Source organism: Tychonema sp. LEGE 06208, assembly GCF_015207505.1.
Classification (GTDB): domain Bacteria; phylum Cyanobacteriota; class Cyanobacteriia; order Cyanobacteriales; family Microcoleaceae; genus Microcoleus.
The window spans coordinates 16,108-33,872 of record NZ_JADEWT010000069.1 but is presented as its reverse complement, the minus strand read 5'-3'; the positions used below and the strand labels follow the sequence as shown (position 1 = coordinate 33,872).

The 17,765-nt window shown below is 45.6% G+C and carries 12 protein-coding genes, 1 tRNA gene and 1 pseudogene; 7 read left to right on the top strand and 7 right to left on the bottom strand.

Going from position 1 to position 17,765, the window contains the following annotated elements; all coding sequences use genetic code 11:
* On the bottom strand, nt 1-550 hold a 550-nt coding region (locus IQ263_RS18215), incomplete at its 3' end, for a Ycf66 family protein (protein ID WP_194068965.1).
* A gap of 285 nt (nt 551-835) precedes the next feature.
* Nucleotides 836-955 (bottom strand): photosystem II reaction center X protein, encoded by a 120-nt coding sequence (gene psbX / locus IQ263_RS18210; protein WP_194068963.1) that lies wholly within the window; start codon nt 953-955, stop codon nt 836-838.
* Between the two features lie 297 nt (nt 956-1,252).
* On the opposite strand from psbX, the gene IQ263_RS18205 reads away from it, so the two are divergent.
* On the top strand, nt 1,253-1,537 hold the full coding sequence (locus IQ263_RS18205) for a YggT family protein (RefSeq protein WP_190736140.1): 285 nt from the start codon (nt 1,253-1,255) through the stop codon (nt 1,535-1,537).
* A gap of 274 nt (nt 1,538-1,811) precedes the next feature.
* Here IQ263_RS18205 and accC read toward each other — a convergent pair whose 3' ends face one another.
* Nucleotides 1,812-3,167, bottom strand: coding sequence for an acetyl-CoA carboxylase biotin carboxylase subunit (accC, locus tag IQ263_RS18200; RefSeq protein WP_194068961.1), 1,356 nt, complete (start codon nt 3,165-3,167; stop codon nt 1,812-1,814).
* Nucleotides 3,168-3,394: 227 nt separating this feature from the next.
* Between accC and IQ263_RS18195 the strand changes: the two genes are divergently transcribed.
* From IQ263_RS18195 to IQ263_RS18170, 5 genes and pseudogenes are all read left to right on the top strand, one after another.
* Nucleotides 3,395-3,478: transfer RNA gene (locus IQ263_RS18195), tRNA-Leu, on the top strand.
* 137 nt (nt 3,479-3,615) lie between these two features.
* Nucleotides 3,616-4,360, top strand: a pseudogene (locus tag IQ263_RS18190) (IS1 family transposase).
* A gap of 150 nt (nt 4,361-4,510) precedes the next feature.
* Nucleotides 4,511-5,782: an RNA-guided endonuclease InsQ/TnpB family protein gene (locus IQ263_RS18185; RefSeq protein ID WP_228050156.1), complete on the top strand. Its 1,272-nt coding sequence runs from the start codon at nt 4,511-4,513 to the stop codon at nt 5,780-5,782.
* 27 nt (nt 5,783-5,809) lie between these two features.
* A complete protein-coding gene (locus IQ263_RS29905; RefSeq protein ID WP_339384883.1) occupies nt 5,810-8,596 on the top strand; it encodes a phospholipase effector Tle1 domain-containing protein in 2,787 nt (928 codons plus the stop codon).
* Between the two features lie 23 nt (nt 8,597-8,619).
* A complete protein-coding gene (locus IQ263_RS18170) occupies nt 8,620-9,825 on the top strand; it encodes a catalase family protein (RefSeq protein ID WP_194068959.1) in 1,206 nt (401 codons plus the stop codon).
* Between the two features lie 150 nt (nt 9,826-9,975).
* Here IQ263_RS18170 and IQ263_RS18165 read toward each other — a convergent pair whose 3' ends face one another.
* The 3 genes from IQ263_RS18165 to IQ263_RS18155 all read right to left on the bottom strand — a co-directional run bounded on the left by IQ263_RS18165 (nt 9,976) and on the right by IQ263_RS18155 (nt 16,591).
* Entirely contained in the window at nt 9,976-11,247 is a 1,272-nt protein-coding gene (locus IQ263_RS18165) for an FAD-dependent hydroxylase (protein WP_194068957.1), read from the bottom strand.
* A gap of 455 nt (nt 11,248-11,702) precedes the next feature.
* Nucleotides 11,703-14,786 carry a PAS domain-containing sensor histidine kinase gene (locus IQ263_RS18160; protein ID WP_370589115.1) on the bottom strand — a complete coding sequence of 1,028 codons (3,084 nt, stop codon included), beginning with the start codon at nt 14,784-14,786 and terminating at the stop codon, nt 11,703-11,705.
* A gap of 668 nt (nt 14,787-15,454) precedes the next feature.
* On the bottom strand, nt 15,455-16,591 hold the full coding sequence (locus IQ263_RS18155; protein WP_194068953.1) for a serine/threonine-protein kinase: 1,137 nt from the start codon (nt 16,589-16,591) through the stop codon (nt 15,455-15,457).
* A gap of 247 nt (nt 16,592-16,838) precedes the next feature.
* Here IQ263_RS18155 and IQ263_RS18150 point away from each other — a divergent pair, with 247 nt between their 5' ends.
* Nucleotides 16,839-17,042: a hypothetical protein gene (locus IQ263_RS18150; protein ID WP_194068952.1), complete on the top strand. Its 204-nt coding sequence runs from the start codon at nt 16,839-16,841 to the stop codon at nt 17,040-17,042.
* Here the strand turns inward: IQ263_RS18150 and IQ263_RS18145 are convergent.
* Nucleotides 17,021-17,683, bottom strand: coding sequence for a glycoside hydrolase family 108 protein (locus IQ263_RS18145; RefSeq protein WP_194009441.1), 663 nt, complete (start codon nt 17,681-17,683; stop codon nt 17,021-17,023). The genes IQ263_RS18150 and IQ263_RS18145 overlap by 22 nt on opposite strands.
* Nucleotides 17,684-17,765: the final 82 nt, after the last annotated feature.

The following is a 17,765-nucleotide window of genomic DNA, read 5'->3' as shown; positions in this document are numbered from 1 at the left end:
GGGTTTCAGGGCGGGAAGGACGTTTGCGCGATGGTCGATCGACCATCGAGTCTGGCTTGGATGTATTAATGCTGCCGTTGCGACTCGAAGGACGACGGCGTGGCTCGTCGTCGTAGGCTTCCCGCGAAGAACGGTAGTCTTGGCTGCCCCTAATCCGGGGACGCTGCGGGTAGTCTTCTTCCGGTTCTAGCTGGTCCATGTCGCTATCGTAGCCGTCGTAAGCGTAGGCGTTGCTGACTGGTCGTTCTTCATCTACGTATTGGGCGCGACTTTTGGCTTGGGCTGTGGTTGCTCCCCGCAGCTTTATGCTTTCGGCTGCAAAAAATATTGCCGAACCGGTCAGCAAGAACTGACCGAAGGCCAGAATTGGATCGAGCCGCCATCCTTGAAATAACAGAATACCGCCGCACAGCAGGCCGACTGCTGCAAAAAAAATATCGTGGTCTCGGGCTAGTTTGGGACGCCACGATCGCAGAAAGTACAGTCCTGCCCCTGCTACTGCTAGGATGATCCCTAACAGGCTGCTCCAGTTCAATCCTAAATTGACCATTAGCCTATCTCCTATGTCTTTCCTATGTTAACGAGTTAGATTTTAAATCTATCAATAAGTCTGTTATCCCGACTGTACTTTTAAATGGCAGCACCCACCTAGGCTTTCAGCTTGGTTCGGGAACCTTATAGTAATGAGTTTAACGGGAAAAAACCTCAGCGAAAGCCCTCAACCGAAGGTTTTGCCTTCACAGTTGCTGGTAGCCGAGGTTTCTTGGATCGGGGAAATGCCCGACGTGTAGTCGAAAATTGACTTTCACGCCAGACTTAGAAACCCCCAGACTTTTTAGGTGCGCTTGATTTTGTCTTTTTGGCTGATGAAGATCAGGGCGATCGTTGTTGGAATCACTACTACCGCCACGCCCACCAGCAGGCTGTACAAAAAGTTCGCGAGTGAAGGAGTCATAGATTCAAGACCTTTGTTACAAGAGTTTGATTTTTATTAATTTTATCAGCACTCAGTTCTTACCGGGAAGTTCGGCCAAGGATGTTGCAATGGATGTAGGGATGTCGCGGATCTAGGGCAGAAGCAATATTTTCCCTCTGGCAAACTCGAACCCTCGCACCCTCAAAGTCTAGCACTCTGTCGCTTTGAAGGTATAAGAGCGGAAAAAATATGCCGTTTTTGTTCGATCGCACCTGTGAAACGGTTAAAATTATGAAAAGCTGACTTAACAAAACTTAAGATTTCGAGATAAGACCCATGACTGGTATTACCGTTGCAAGTTGGATTCTGGGCTCTGTCCTAGTGGTGATGACTTTGCTATTTATTTTTCGCATCGTCCTGACTTGGTATCCCGAAGTAAATCTGAGCAAATTGCCGTTGAGCCTGATTGCTTGGCCGACGGAACCGTTTTTAGCCGTAACTAGAAAGATTGTACCGCCGATCGGCGGAGTGGACATTACGCCGATTATTTGGGTCGGTATCTGTAGCTTGCTCAGGGAAATGATTCTCGGCCAGCAAGGAATTCTGACGATGATGATGTAATAGTCAGTAGTCATTAGTCAGTAGTCATTAGTTAGTAGTTAGTAGTTAGTCGTCACTTGGTAGGGGCGGTGGATGGTGCGGGCCCGCCCTCTTAGTCGTCAGTAGTCCTTAGCAGTAGTCATTAGTCCTTAGCAGGAGTCTTGACTACTGCCAGAAAGGAAATTTCGAGTTCTTAAGGATATTCTTCACCAGATTGAAGCGGGCCGCGCAGGCATTGCCCACCTTAATCCCACTAATGACTAATGACTACTGACTAAGGACTACTGACTAAGGACTACTGACCATTTTGGTTCATGAACTGTTCGACAAAATTCGTATAAACTTCGCCGCTGAGAAATTCGGGGCTATCGAGGATTTTTTGGTGGAAGCTGAGGGTGGTAGGAACTCCGGTGATGGCACATTCCCGCAAGGCCCGTTTCATCCTGCTGATGGCTGAAGGTCGATCGCGCCCCCATACAATTACTTTACCGATTAAAGAATCGTAGTAAGCAGGTATTTCGTAATCGGTGTAAACGTGAGAGTCCATCCGCACGCCGGGGCCGCCGGGAGGCAAATAACCGCTGATGATGCCGGGGTGAGGCCGGAAATTGCGATCGGGATCTTCAGCATTGATCCGGCACTCGATGGCGTGGCCGCTGAGAATTACTTGATTTTGCTTGATTTGCAGTTTTTCACCTTGGGCGATGCGAATTTGTTCGGCAATCAAATCCAGGCCCGTAATCATCTCCGTGACAGGATGTTCCACTTGAATCCGGGTGTTCATTTCCATGAAATAGAACTTGCCCGATTTGTCAAGCAGAAATTCGACAGTACCCGCACCGGTGTAGTTGATAGCTTTTGCAGCAGCCACCGCCGCGTGACCCATTTGATCTCGGAGTTTCTGGCTGAGGGCTGGACTGGGCGCTTCTTCCAGGAGTTTTTGGTGCCGCCGCTGAATCGAACAATCTCTCTCACCGAGGTGGATGACATTACCGTAGTTATCCGCGAGAATTTGGATTTCGATATGTCGGGGCTTTTCGATGAATTTTTCCAAGTAAAGTCCCGGATTACCAAAAGCTGCATCGGCTTCACCTTGGGCTGCATGGAAAAGTTTGGGAAGTTCCGACGCTTCTCTGACTAGCCTCATACCCCGGCCTCCCCCGCCGGCGGTAGCTTTAATCATCACAGGATAGCCGATGTCGCGGGCTACCGACAAAGCCTCGTGTTCATCTATCAGCAATCCGCCGCTACCGGGAACAGTCGGAACTTTCACCCGCTGCATAGTTTCTTTTGCCGTGGATTTGTCGCCCATCGCCCGCATTGCTGCCGGAGACGGGCCGATGAAGGTAATTTGATGGTCAGCACAAATTTCGGCAAATCGGGCGTTTTCCGCGAGGAAGCCGTACCCCGGATGAATCGCTGCCGCGTTGCGCGTCAGGGCCGCCGAGATGATGTTAGGGATGTTTAAATAACTTTTACTGCTGGTGGGGGGGCCGATGCAAACGGCTTCGTCTGCTAACTGGACGTGCAGGGCGTGTTTATCTACGGTGGAGTGAACGGCGACCGTGGCAATCCCCATTTCCTCGCAGGTGCGAAGTATGCGGAGGGCTATTTCCCCCCGATTAGCGATTAAAATTTTTGAGAACCCCATCTTCGCTGCTTAATTCACTCAATATTCTGTACAATAATGCCTTTCGGTATGTTCTGGACAATGCTTTTGCAGAAATTGTTCATAAAAATTTATTTTACATTTTGCGCGTAGTGGTGCTATGATTCTAAATCGGCGGCGCAAAAGGGCAAGTCACAAGTTAAATGTCAGGAACCTCAACCTGTGAATCTTTAACTGGTAACGCAAAAAATCCCTGAGTGCCAGAAAAAGCGGATGTGGCGGAATTGGTATACGCGCACGCTTGAGGTGCGTGTGGCATTATGTCCTTGCGAGTTCGAGTCTCGCCATCCGCATTGAATATGTAAAACAACTGTTGACAGTTTTGGCTGTTGGCAGTTGTTTTACATTTGATTTTGAGGCGTTGCTGAACCAGGGTATGATGAAGTTGTCCTCCGAGCGCCAAAAATAACACACATTTAAAATAAATATTATGCAATGCCCAGAATGCAATTCAACTCATATCAATAAAAATGGTCACAAAAAAGGTAAACAGAATTATATTTGTAATCAATGCAAAAGACAATTGATCAATGACTATAAGCCTCAAAGAGGATATTCGGAATAAGTTAAATGTGAATGCCTAAAAATGTATGATAATGGCATGGGATTTAGAGCAATTCAAAGAGTCAAAAATGTACATCATACTACAATCATTAATTGGGTAAAATCAGCCAGGAAAATCTTACCAGATTTTGACGAATCAAAAAAAAATCCCGAAGTGGGAGAATTAGATGAATTACAAAAATCTGTGGGTTAAAACGAATAAAGCCTCGCTGTGGAAAGCGGTAGATCATTTTAAGCCAGGTATTTTAGAATTGGTTTTAGGCGACCATAGCGCCAAAACTTTTGAACCACTATGGGCGGAGGTTAGTAAATGAAAATGCTACTTTTCTGTAACAGGTGAGTGGAAATTTTACCCAAATTTCATCCCGGAAGGAGACCAGGTTGTTAGCAAAACCTATGTGACAAAAATTGAGGGTAAAATACAAGATTTAGACATTACTTAGCTAGGCAAAAAAGTTTTTTTTGTTATTTTCGCTTATAAAAAAATGCTAGGGTATTCAATCAAATTACTAATTCATTATCTAAAATTTGGAGATGTTCCAATTACCCACCAAAATTCCAGAAATCATTTTCGGCTCCCCTCTCGTATTTTTGCCCGTATCATACCCTGATTCAGCAGCGCCGATAAAATAGGCTTACCAGAAAAATTGGGTTGAAAGCCCTGTCCTTATAGGACGGCTTTAGTTTCTACAAAGTGTAAAGAATGATTAAACATACGCATTTTGTAAACATAGTGTTTCGTAGTACGGTAAGATACTTGAATGATCGCATTAGAGTTTAAGTTGAAAGCCAAAGCGAAGCAATACCGAGTCATTGACGAGATGATTAGGACGGCTCAATTTGTCCGAAATAAAACTCTTAGGTATTGGACAGAGAATCAAGGGGTTAAGTTATTTTACCTGTACAAACAATGCGCCATTATGGCAAAAGAGTTTGAAGGGGCAGGTAAGCCTAATTCGATTGCACGTCAGGCTTCTGCCGCACGTGCCATTTTTGCTATCCAACGTTTTTTGGCTAATTGCAAAGCCAAGAAACCAGGAAAAAAGGGATACCCGCCTTTCAAGAAACACACTCGTTCGGTCGAATACAAAACGTCAGGATGGCTACTTTCTACCGACAAAAGATGTCTGACATTTAAAGACGGTTTTGCTGCTGGGAAGTTTAAGTTGATCGGTAATCGGGATTTGCATTTCTCGGCACCTGACGAGATCAAACGAATCAGAGTTGTGCGTCGTGCCGACGGCTACTATGCCCAATTATGTATTAACGTGGAGCGAAAAGAGGAGCCTATTCCCAATGGTAAAGCTATGGGGATAGATCTGAGATTGAACCACTTTTACGAAGATAGCGATGGTTGGCAACCGTCTTACCATCGCTATCTTCGTAAAAGTGAAAAAGCTTTGAAAAGATTGCAGAAGCGGATTTCTCGAAAGAAGAAAGGTTCTAGCAATCGAAGAAGAGCGCTCAACAAGTTAGGAAGAAAGCATCTGAAAGTCAGCAGGCAGCGCAAAGACTTCGCCATTAAGACGGCGTCCGGCGTGGTAAAATCTAGCGATTTTGTAGCCAACGAAGATCTTCAGGTGCGGAATATGGTGAAAAACCATAAGCTTGCGTTGCGAATTAGTGATGCAGCGTGGTCACAATTTGCACAATGGTTAGAATGCTTTGGAAAACTGTACGACAGAACAGTAATTGCTGTTGCACCTCAGTACACTTCTCAAGACTGTTCAAACTGTGGCAATACTCTCAAAAAAATACTTTCAACTCGCACCCATATTTGCGGTTACGGTACGAGATTGGATCGGGATCGTAACGCCACAATTAACATTTTGGGAAAAGGTTTGAAAGCCCGTGCAGGAATCACTTTAAATACGGTGGGACACACCGAAATTAACGCTTGGAAACCGATCTCTACTCGTTGGTGGCAGCATCAACGAGCAAATCAACTGATTGATCCAAGAATCCTCGCGTCTTCAGACCGAGGAGTGTCAAGCAGCTACTCAACTGATAAGATGCGTTGCAATGCACGCTAGGCCGAGTGAAAGCTTTTGAGGTGGAACATGAAACGTCTGGTTATTTGCTGTGATGGAACTTGGCAACAGCTATCGAGTCCTTACCCAAGCAATATAGTTAAGCTGGCTCAATCTGTGAAACCGATCGCTAGTGATGGAGTTCCACAGGTCGTATTTTATGACGAAGGCATTGGCACCGAGAGTCAAAAGATTTTAGGCGGAGCCACGGGACTCGGAATCGATCGCAACATTGAGGATGCCTATCGGTTCCTCAGTCTCAACTATGTAGATGGTGACGAAATTTATCTATTCGGGTTCAGTCGCGGTGCTTACACCGTCAGAAGTCTAGCGGGAATGATTTATTGCGCCGGTCTTCTATCACGCCCTCACGTGACTAAAACCCACGAAGCTTACGAGCTTTACCGTCATCGAGAAGTTAAACCGCGGGATAAAATGGCTGCCGATTACCGCGACACCTATGGCGATCGCGTCCCGATTACCTTGATTGGTTGTTTCGATACCGTCGGTTCCCTAGGAATTCCTAGTGTACCTGCCTTCAAGCAGGTTCACGAACAACTCAACAAGCGCTACAGATTTCACGACACGACTTTAAATAAAGGGATTCAGAATGCCTTGCACGCCGTGGCGATCGACGAAATCCGCGAAGCTTTCGACGTAACTCCCATGAAAAAGCATCCTGATACTGAGAACCAGCGCGTAATTCAAGTTTGGTTTCCCGGCGGACATAGCTGCGTAGGCGGTGGAACGAAAGAATACAGTGGGTTATCAGATGCCGCCTTGCAGTGGATGTTGGATTCAACCCGTAAACTGGGACTTGGGCTAGAATTCGATCCTAGTGTCATTCCAACAGGTATCAATCCTAATTATGAGTGTGACTTTAAGAACGATCCAGGGGTTTTCAAATTAGCAGGAATCAAGTTGCGTGAAGTGAGCGATGCAATTGAAGAACTCCATGAAAGCACGATCAAGCGATTGCAAACCCGCCAGGACTACCGCCCCAAAAATCTACAACGACATCTCCCAAAACTTGATTCCATCCAGCAGGTTGAAAAGACTGCATCACAATCTGAAAAATTAGCAACATCACCACCTAGAACCGAGCAATACCGAGAATCTGAAAAATTAGCAGCATCACCACCTAGAACCGACAAATACCGAGAAAGAAAAACCATCATGGCAAGCAAAAGAGATACTTCACGGGACGGATTTAAAAACAAACTGGAGACGGCAGCTTTAACTGGCTTAAAGCCAATTTGGAGCTTTATTCAAAACAATTCAGGTCTTGCGAAAAAAGTCAATAAAACGCTGATCAACAATGCCATCAATAAGATTCCGGTTCGTCCCTATCAGTTTAGCACTATGTCTCCCTACACATCTTGGGATTCATTGATCGATCGCTCATACTCTGGACTCCAGTTGCCGCCTTTAGATTGGAAACCATTGACTAATGAAAATTACGTCGGCATTAATTTAGCACCTACCGAAGAGTTTGAGAAAAATCTGCCGCCGATTAAGGATTTGGAAATTTTGTATCGCAAAGACGGGGAGACACAATACTCGCCCAAATCTTCACTGATGTTTCCCTATTTTGTCCAATGGTTCACTGATAGCTTTCTGCGTACAGCTCGCGACGATCACCGTAAAAATAGTTCCAACCACCATATCGATCTGTGTAATGTCTATGGGCTGAACCCAAAGATTACAGAGATGCTGCGATCGCACAAAGGCGGCAAGATGAAAAGCCAATTTATTAATGGCGAAGAATATCCTCCGTTTTACTACGATGAGGATGGACGAGCTAAAGAAGAATTTGCAGAATTACCTCATCTTTACACCGAAAATTCCATCCCAAAATCCGAGACATTCTCTCCCGAAAAAAAACAAAAATTATTCGCGATGGGGATTGAATTAGAACGGGCAAACGTGCAAATTGGCTATGTCATGCTGAACGTTCTTTGCTTGAGAGAACACAATCGCGTGTGCGACATCTTAGCAGAACACTATCCAGCCTGGGATGATGAACGTCTGTTCCAAACTGCCAGAAACATTGTAGTGGTTGAATTTCTCAGGATTGTGTTAGAAGATTACATCAACCACATTACTCCCTATCACTTCCAATTCTTCACCGATCCACAGGCCTTCACTAATGAAAAATGGTATCGCCATAATTGGATGTCGGTAGAATTTAGTTTGGTATACCGCTGGCACAGTATGTTGCCTGATACTCTCATTCACAACGAGCAGACACTACCCATGCCTGCCTCTATGTGGAACAACAACATGATTATCAGCAAGGGGTTAGGAGGCATATTTGAAGAAAGTTGTTCCCAACCCGCCGCGCAACTGAGTTTATTCAATACGCCTGAATTTCTGTTACCAACCGAGTTAGCCAGCATTCGCATGGCTCGTCAATCAAAACTGAGAAGCTACAACGATTATCGTGAGTTGTGCAAGTATCCCCGCGTCACCGATTTCGCCCAGATTAGTGGCAATAAAAGAGTTCAACGAGAACTAAAAAGTTTGTACGGACACGTAGACAATATTGAGCTTTATGTCGGACTCTATGCCGAAGATTTGCGTCCCAACTCAGCCCTACCTCCTTTAGTGGGACGATTAATCGGAATTGATGCGTTTTCTCAAGCATTCACCAATCCTTTATTAGCAGAAAACATCTTCAATCCAGAAACTTTTTCGCCTGTGGGCTGGGAAATTATTCACAATACCAAAACGCTTTCTGAGGTAGTGCACCGCAACATTCCTCAAGGTCAAAATTATCGAATTTCGTTTTACCGCTACAATTGGAAACCCGTTTAATCAGCAAACGCATCAAGGTAAATATGAGCAATAAATTGTTTACAGAATATCCCGAACAGAATGAAGGCGAATATTGCGATCGCCTGGTCGAACAAACCAAGATCCGCATGGATAATCTTTATAAGGACAAGGAACGGGCGCTGCGAGATACTCACACCAAAAGCCACGCTGCTGTTAAAGGAATTCTCGAAATCTTTGACTTTGATGAGGAAGCGATTAAACGCGAGTTGAACAAACGCGCCTCGTTGACCTCTTCCCAACTCAATGCTATTTCCCTTAAGCAAGGCTTGCTGTCTTTGCCCAAACAATATCCTGTTTGGCTGCGATTTGCCAACGGAGCTTTCCAACCCAAAAATGATTGCGAACCAGACACCCGCTCAATGGCAGTGAAAGTGATGGGAGTTGAAGGGGAACGGCTGGTGCAAAGCTATGAGTCGAAAACCCAGGATCTGATTGTTCACAATTCAGCGTTTTTCTTTGTTAAAAACATCAAAGATTACTACGGCTTTTTTTCTGCCGTCGTTGAGTCGAAGGAGGCAACAAAGAAGTGGCTGTATCAACATCCGAGGCAATTTTTAGCACTCCTCAAGGGTACGAGTTCGACTCCGAAAAGTTTACTAACAGAACGATATTGGAGCAGTTCAGCCTCTGCTTTGGGTCTCAATTCCGATTTTGATGCTTCCAAAACGAGTTTAGTTCCTGTCGAATATCCGGCTGTGATTAAATATGCGTTTACTCCGGTTTCAGGCCAACCGCCGCACAACAAGATTTTATCTCAGTCTCGACCTGGGATTCCTAAACTTCCTTTTAGCGATCGCGCTTCTTCTCTCGGTTTAGATCCGAGTCAACCCGACAATTACTACCGGGATGACATCATTCAAGCCCTTCTCCAACCTGATGCTCAATTTTGTTGGGACTTTGGCATTCAATTCCAAACTAACTCTAAGATGTCGATCGACGATACCACGATTCTCTGGAAGGAAAGCGAATCTCCGTTTTTCACAGTCGGTCGTCTCACCGTCAAGCATCAAATCATTAATTTTGAGAAACAATACGATTTCTGTGAAAACCTGCGATTTTCTCCTTGGAACGGTCTAGCAGTCCATCGTCCGGTTGGTGCAATAAATCGGCTGCGTGGCATTGTTTACCCGGTTGTCGCTTCCTATCGCTATCAGAAGCTAGGTCTGAGCGACCCAATCCCAGATCCAACTGGAAACGAGACCTTTTGAAGAAGACGCTCGCGGTTGAAACCGCGTCTACACAAACAAAACCCGGATGGTGCGCGGGTTGAAGACCGGGGGGGTGAAATTACATTATTTCTTCAGTCCGCTTGGAGTGGACATCGTTTTTGTAGGCGCGGTTTCAACCGCCGTCTTAATCTAATTTTGCCCTAATTCTGGCGGTCGCCCCATTAAGCCGGTCATCAGCCGCAAAGCTAAAAACCTCACTGGCGGAATTGTCCGCAAACACCACAATCCGAAGCGGCGAAATGCTACAATTGGCAGCCAAGTATTGGAAAATAATCTGTCTAGAAAATCGGTAAATCCTAACACGATTAAATTTTCTTTTTTGCGCCAGTTGTGATACCTTTTCAATACTCGCAAATCGCCGATATCTTCGCCTTTTTGGTGGGCTTGCTGCAAGATTTGGGCGATCGCCCCAGCGTCTCGAATACCCATATTTAATCCCTGGCCACCCACGGGATGGCAGCAGTGGGCCGCGTCCCCAATTAGTGCTAATCTAGGCAAAACGTAGCGATCGCTCTGCATTAACTGCACCGGGAACAAAAAGCGATCGCTCTCCAATGCCAAGTTTCCTAAAAGCCCGCCCGTGCGCTGTTCTAACAAAGCTAAAAACTCTTTTTCGTCCATTGACTGCAAAGCTTTCGCTTCCGCGTGGGGTGCAGTCCAAACTACTTGACAGCGGTTCCCAGGTAAGGGCAAAACTCCCATCGGCCCGCTCGGCCAAAAGCGCTCAAAAGCGATATCATTGTGCGGCTTTTCGGCTTTAATAGTAATCGCAACGCAGGATTGCCAGTATTTCCAGCCGCGAGTGCCGATATTTGCTGCTGTGCGGATTCGAGATTTAGAACCGTCGGCGGCAACTAACAATTTAGTACGAATTGTGCGAGTTGCGCCGTTTTGTTTGATTTGAATTTCAGCGCTATTATTTAAATATTTTACATCTATTACTTCCGCCGGACAAACCCAACTGAAATTCGGATTTTTTGCCAAAGATTCCTGCAAAGCTGACAGCATGACTCGGTGCTCGCCAACGTAACCTAAAGCTGTTTTTGGCACCGGCAATTTGCCAGTATTTCCCAAATCCGGGCGGTGGAATTCGACGACACCGGGATAGTCGCCGTCGCAGAGACTAATTTGCTCGAAGGTGGTGATTTGCGGCAATATTTGTTGCCATACGCCGATACCTTCTAAGATCATTCCCGATAGCAGGGTGACGGCGTAAGCTTGTTTTTTGGCTGCTGCGGCTGCGGGGAGTTGGGTTTCAATTATGGCGATTTTTAAGCCGGAATCTTTGAGGGCACAGGCTAAGGTAGCGCCGACTATGCCGCCTCCGACGATCGCGATATCAAAGTCGAGTGTTGGTGTTTGAGTCGAGGCTGTGGTTGGAGAAAGTTGGTTTACGGGCATTTTCAAGGGATGTTGTCAAAGTTAATTGGATTGTTACTTTTTTATTGTAAAGAATTATTTCGATTTAGGGCGATCGAGAAGAGGAGAGTATCGGCATTCGTGAAAATCAAGGTTTTCAGACTACGAGCTCCAAATGCAAGTCCTGGATGCACTCGCTACCTCAGAAACCCGGTTTCTTCCTATATTTCTCCTCACTAAACGCAAAACTCGTAGAAACCAGGTTTCTAGCCCCTCCGATGGGTCAGCCCTGAAACTATAGCAATCCTAAATCATTCATGAGGATTTGTAGGGGTAGTGCCCCCGTGCCTACCCCAGTATTTAGGGGCAACCACGGGGGGATTGCCCCTACAAGAATTATGGAAATGATTTAGGATCGCTATAATGACTAATGACTAATGACTACTGACTAATGACTACTGACTAATGACTGATGACTAATGACTACTGACTAATGACTACTGACTAATGACCATTTCCTTTGTGTTTTCCACGGCCAGCGCTGATACTTCCTGGCAAATGGGAATCTCGATGACAAACTCTGCACCTTCGCCGGGGGCGGAAATACACTGCAATTTGCCTCGGTGTTTTTCAACTATAATCTGATAGCTGATTGACAGCCCCAAGCCTGTGCCTTTGCCGACGGGTTTAGTAGTAAAAAATGGATCGAACAACTTGTGAATAACTTCTTGATTGATTCCCATCCCGTTGTCGGCAATCCGAATTGTTACTGTGTCTGAATTCGCACTGGTGCTAATCCGAATTCTGTTGTGATGAGAATATATTTCTTTTGAAGAATGACTGCTGTTGTATTCTTCGAGGGCGTCTAGCGCATTTCCTAAAAGATTCATAAATACTTGATTGAGCTGACCTACATAGCACTCGACTGGTGGAAAATTGCCGTATTCTTTGATAATCTCAATCGCCGGACGAACTACATTAGCTTTGATCCGGTGCTGCAAAATTAGCAAAGTGCTTTCGATTCCTTCGTGAATGTCTACTAGCTTCATCTGCGATTCGTCGAGTCTGGAAAAGTTGCGTAAGGATACAACTAAGTCGCGGATGCGATCGGCTCCTACTTTCATTGATTCCAAAATCTTTGTAAAGTCTTCCATTAAAAAGTCAATTTCAATATCTTCGGCTGCTTCTACAATTTCCGGGACGGGATTTGGGTATTTTTCCTGGTAAAGGTTGAGCAAACTGAGCAAGTCTGTGGCGTATTGGCTGGCGTGGGTGATGTTGCCGTAGATGAAGTTAATCGGATTGTTAATTTCGTGGGCGACGCCGGCGACTAGCTGCCCGAGAGAAGAGATTTTTTCGGTTTGGATTAGTTGAGTTTGAGCTTGGTGCAACTCGCGGACAGCTTTTTCGAGCTCGGCTGCTTGCGATCGATACTGTCCCTCGGATTGCTTGAGTGCTTCCAAAACTTGGACTCGATCGCTAATGTCGGTGTGAGTTCCCACCCACTCGCGAATGCTGCCGTCGGCTGCCAAAAGAGGGACGCCCCGCACCCAAAAGTGTCTGTAGCTGCCGTCTGCGGCCCGCAAGCGGTGCTCGACTTCGTAGAGACTTTTTGTTTCTATGGCGCGCTTCCAAGCTTGTCTGGTGCGATCGCGGTCTTCTGGGTGTACTGCTTCTATCGAGTTGTCCTTCTCTTCCAAGCTGATGCCCGTATAAGCCATCCAATCAGGCTGAGGCCTGTCGAAGATTCCGCTAGCGTTGGTTGTCCAAACCATCTGTGCGGTGGCCATAGCCAGCGATCGGTATCTTTCCTCGCTCAGACGCACAAATTCTTCGGCTTGCCGGCTGGCTGTCACGTCGCGCAAAATAGCTGTGAATATGATTTCGCCTGCCACTTCAAGTTTGGAAATAGAAGCTTCGGCGGGAAATTGCGTACCGTCTCGGCGGCGGGCGAAAATTTCTTTGCGGTTGCCCATGTTTCGGGCTTGTTTAACCCCGTCGCCGAAATTGCTGACGAGGTGGCTGTGAGGGGCGACAAAAGCTTCGGGCAACAGCAGGTTAAGGGATTGCCCGATCGCCTCCGCTGCTGTCCACCCGAAAATCCGTTCTGCACCTTGGTTGAACAGGATAATTTTTTGGTCAGCATCCACGGAAATAATCGCGTCGTCGGCAATTTCTACAATGCCGGCGAAACGAGCTTGAGACACTTGCAGCGCTTGTTCAGCTTGGAAGCGATCGCTGATGTCGCGGGCGATCGTCGAAATGTATGCGAGTTTGCCACCGGATGCGGAGTGAGAGATGATGACTTGGCTGATGGGAATTTCAAGTTTTGATGCTGATACAAAGGCTGTTTCTCCGCTCCAAACACCCCCGGAAACAGCGGTGGCGATCGCTTGTTTCCAAGTGCTGCGGGCTGAGGCTGCCGTGAATTCTGCAACTTGTCGCTTGGATATATCTTCGTTTTCGTTTATACCCACCATTTTTCTGCCTGCTTTGTTAATGTAAACGGCGTATCCTTCGAGGTCGCAGATACCTACAAAATCCGGCGTTGCTTCCAGAATTGCTGCCAGACTGCTATTGTCGAAAATTTGCTGCTGCAATTGTTCGTTGGCGATTTGCAGTTGGAGAGTCCGTTTCTCAACTTTATTTTCTAAGTCTGATTTAGCTTTCCTCAGTCCGAGTTCCGCTCGATAGCGCTTCCGGTCGGCCGTGCAGAGAATTTTTGCATTTTGCCAAATCAGAACTGTAAAAATAATCACGTTCAATACGCTTAACAGCGATATTCCGACCTCCGACCTGTAGGCTTGTAAGCGCTCTCCCGAGAGGATGAAATAACCCACTAAAGGCGGGATAATAATTGCCTGCGGCAACAAGCGCCTCGCCATGATGCCGCCAGCGCGATCGCTCGCCATTACTGCTATGAATCCTCGCTCTGGATTGGTAAATAAAATACCGAAGCTCAGCAACATAAATGCTGCGGACGTGTGCAAAGCCATTCCTGTATAATCGCCAATTCTGTAAAATAAAGCTTTGCCATAGATGTAGCCTATTAAACCCAGAAATGCAATAAAAAATGCTGAACAGCTTAAGATTTGAACCCCTAGATATTTAGGACGGCGTTCTGACAGCAGCAGCAGGGCTGTTCCCAGTAATAAAAAAGCAGTAGCAGTATTTGGTGCCATCCGTCCAGGTGTTCCGGGGCTTGTCAATTTGTAACTTTCTTTAAATAGCAGTTGGTCGATGCCTAAGTCTAAACTAAAGCTATATTGAACTAGGGTTAAGAAGGTAATTAATATAATAAAAAATGAGCAGCTAAAAATTAAAAATTTAGTGATTTTTTGATGCTTTATTGCTGTTGATTCGGCGCGCCGGATCTGTTGGATGAACAGAGAAAACCCACCCAAAATAAAGCAGACCGCAGTATTGGCTTTCATGGTCACGAGTCCGGGCAGAATGCTCTTTAAGAGTTGCAGATCGAATATCCAACCCAAAATGACTGTACAGCCGATCGCGATTACTGCAATACTAGCTTTTTTGGAAAAAGACTGGACTGCCGCCATTGGGGTTAATCGCCTTTGCACTTGTTGTGCTCCTTCAAAAAGTTCCAATTTCTCCATCCCTCAAATTATTTGGGTTTCTACGTATTCAAGGTAACAATAAACACTGTAGGTATATTGTTGCCCGCTATACAAAGCTGCTTAAGATTTTCTTAAAACTGTCAAGCATAAAATATGAATTATTTTATCTAACTTGAGAGATATAGTCAACTGAAGGTTTAAGGCTCTTATGTAGAAACCATTCGGCAGAATTCAACAATTTTTATTTATGGTAAATTAAAAAAAATTCTTTGTTCCTTGTTCGTTGTCCCTTCGATCTCGGAAATTGGCGCCCGATTCATCGGCAAAACCGAGTTTTTTTACTCAGTACATGGAGGGATAATTGTAGCGGATGAATCACTCTGCAACAAAATCGCTCGCATTGTACACCGGCTGATGCGGCTGTGGGAAATGCGACCGGCACAAAAGTTAGGCTAAACAGTTCTTTAAAAGACTTGACAATATGCACTAAATTGCTTGTGATTACGAGCTTGAAAACTATTGCTAGAATCCTCAATCTTATAGCAATTATTAAAACTCCCCGATCCCGGTAAGGACACGGCATTGCCGTGTCCCTACAGATGCTCGCGTCCAATCGTGTTGGGTTTTGTTTATCAACTAATTACTGATGACGGATTACTAATGACTAATGACTAATGACTGCTGACTCCCAACTTTTGAAGTGCGATCATTGCTTCGGTTGCTGATGGGTAACGCTGGGAGAAAGCGTACAGCACCATCTGGTCTAAAATGCTAGCAAACTCCGGGGTGACAGTTGCATTTTTCGGCCAGATGAGATTGCCTAAATTATCAACTCTGAGTTGTTTCGGGCGCATCCCTGTCAAGGCTTGAATCCCGATGATCCCGACAGCATAAATGTCACTGCACTGTTTCGGGGAACCGATGGCTTGTTCGGGGGGAATATAATCTTGCTGAGTACCGCCGCGCGATTTCGTTTGACCGGTGCTGTTTTGTGAAGTGTTGATTTCTTTAACTGCCCCAAAGTCAATTAATACAATCTTGCCATCTGATGCCCGCCTGATTAAGTTTTGAGGGTGAACGTCGCGGTGAATTACATCTTGTTTGTGAACAAAAAAAAGCACTTCCAAGATATCTTTCAACAAAGCGATAACCTGATGTTCTTCCCAGGGTTTACCTTCGATTAGTTCTTGATACAAGGGTTGCCCTTCGATGAATTGATTGACTAAATAAAAATATCCATCTTCTTCAAAGCGAGCTAACAATTCTGGTATCCGATCGTGTTGGCCCAATCGATATAAAACCCGCGTTTCTCGCTCGAATAACTGGCTGGTTCTTTCTGACTGGCTTTTCAGGCGCTTGACAAGGCAAAAAGGTCGATCGGGCAAGTTTTCATCTTCAGCGAGATAGGTGTCGCTGTACTCCGTGCTCACTAAATGTTCTCGGATTCGGTAACGCATCCGCAGCAGTTGTCCCAATATCGGATCGAGAGATTGAGCTGGTTGCGTGCCTTTTTGTACACCTCTGATGATGCAGTCCCAAAGATTTGCTCCAACTACTCTTTCTTCTGCTTCAATAATTCCTGCTTGCTTCAGTACCTTGGTGAGGTCTTTCCACAAGTTGTAGCCGACATACCGCGCCAGGTAGCCCACTGTGTAGCCACGGGCGATCGGATCGTTTTGCTGAATTTCTTGGTATGTCAAACCCCCTAAAACTCCTCGCACGATCGACTGTTGCAACCGAGTTAGGCGTTTTTGGGTTTGTTCGTACACCAGATTGTCTAAAAAATTTATTGCTTCTTCTACTGTCATATTTTCATGGTTTAAGTTACTCGTGCAGCCGCTATAGGTTTTGTTTTTATGTTTCTGTTATAGGCGGTTTATGTTCAATTGACTAGCATTTTAGGATCGAAAACTTAATAACTTAAGCACTTCCTACAGTCTTTTGTTATCTAAGGATCGAAAACTTAATAATACCAATTTCATAAAGTAGCGCTAGATATTACCCCCCCAACCCCCCCGCGACTTCGGGGGGGCTAAGACTTCATCTATAGCACATATGAAAGAAAAATGGTATAACTTAAGCACTTCCTACAGTCCTCTCTCCAGAAGCCGCGAGATAGAAGGAGGCTCTTCCTCCGCACCTGCATTACCAGGCAGAGCGAAAGTAACGAGCAATTTGTTATTTGTTGATTGTAATTCCGAATTGCCAACTGCCAACAATCAACTGCCAACTGCCAACTACTTAATCTTGTTTACGTAGCCCCACAAACTGTAATCGCGGCTCAGCCAACCCCTAAAAAAAGCCATTTGACTCGGATCTTCTTGCACCCGTTTGTAACGGTAAATAATCCGTTCGTTAATCATTTGTAGCGCTGTATTTTTGTTATTAGCGACTTTCAATGCTTCCCTGGTGCGCGAATCAAAAATACCAGTTTGGGGCAATCCTAAAGCTTGCTGCAAAAATGTAATAGAATTGTTAATACCGAAATTAACTGCGGTGTCAAACATGACGATCGCCAAAGCAGGCTGCATAGTTCCCGAAAGACTAGAATCCCAGTAATATTTATAAATTTCTAGGAGCTCTGCTTCCGACATTTGCGTCACGTCAAGGGGCGGCAGCCCGCGACTGTAGCGGTACGAGTTGTATTCTGTTTGCAGGATGCCCCGATAGGTTCTGCCGCCTTTATCGGCTGGGTGATTGCTGAATCCACCCTCAAAATATAAGGTGAAATAAAGAGCAGTTTGAAATACTCGCTGCCGAAAGTTCGCTGTTTGCTGTTGTGCGAGAGTCTTTTGGGCAAAAGGCAAGGGGATTGCTAAGGCTAACAAGAGTATCCCCAGCAGGAGGTTTGGCTTCCACTTGATGTTAGGTTGGTGCTGTGTCGCTTGCTTGTCGCTCATAAATTCTCTGTGACGATCGCGCGTAATTCCGGTAAAACTGGTACTCTGCAAAATAATATAGATTCAACCTTTAACTTGATAG

Bases quoted from the DNA above. Each gene is read 5' to 3' on its own strand.
- IQ263_RS18155 (WP_194068953.1), bottom strand. From the start codon at position 16,591: ATGACAGTAGAAGAAGCAATAAATTTTTTAGACAATCTGGTGTACGAA.
- IQ263_RS29905 (WP_339384883.1), top strand. From the start codon at position 5,810: ATGAAACGTCTGGTTATTTGCTGTGATGGAACTTGGCAACAGCTATCG.
- IQ263_RS18145 (WP_194009441.1), bottom strand. From the start codon at position 17,683: ATGAGCGACAAGCAAGCGACACAGCACCAACCTAACATCAAGTGGAAG.
- IQ263_RS18170 (WP_194068959.1), top strand. From the start codon at position 8,620: ATGAGCAATAAATTGTTTACAGAATATCCCGAACAGAATGAAGGCGAA.
- psbX (WP_194068963.1), bottom strand. From the start codon at position 955: ATGACTCCTTCACTCGCGAACTTTTTGTACAGCCTGCTGGTGGGCGTG.
- accC (WP_194068961.1), bottom strand. From the start codon at position 3,167: ATGGGGTTCTCAAAAATTTTAATCGCTAATCGGGGGGAAATAGCCCTC.
- IQ263_RS18205 (WP_190736140.1), top strand. From the start codon at position 1,253: ATGACTGGTATTACCGTTGCAAGTTGGATTCTGGGCTCTGTCCTAGTG.
- IQ263_RS18150 (WP_194068952.1), top strand. From the start codon at position 16,839: ATGAAAGAAAAATGGTATAACTTAAGCACTTCCTACAGTCCTCTCTCC.
- IQ263_RS18185 (WP_228050156.1), top strand. From the start codon at position 4,511: ATGATCGCATTAGAGTTTAAGTTGAAAGCCAAAGCGAAGCAATACCGA.
- IQ263_RS18165 (WP_194068957.1), bottom strand. From the start codon at position 11,247: ATGCCCGTAAACCAACTTTCTCCAACCACAGCCTCGACTCAAACACCA.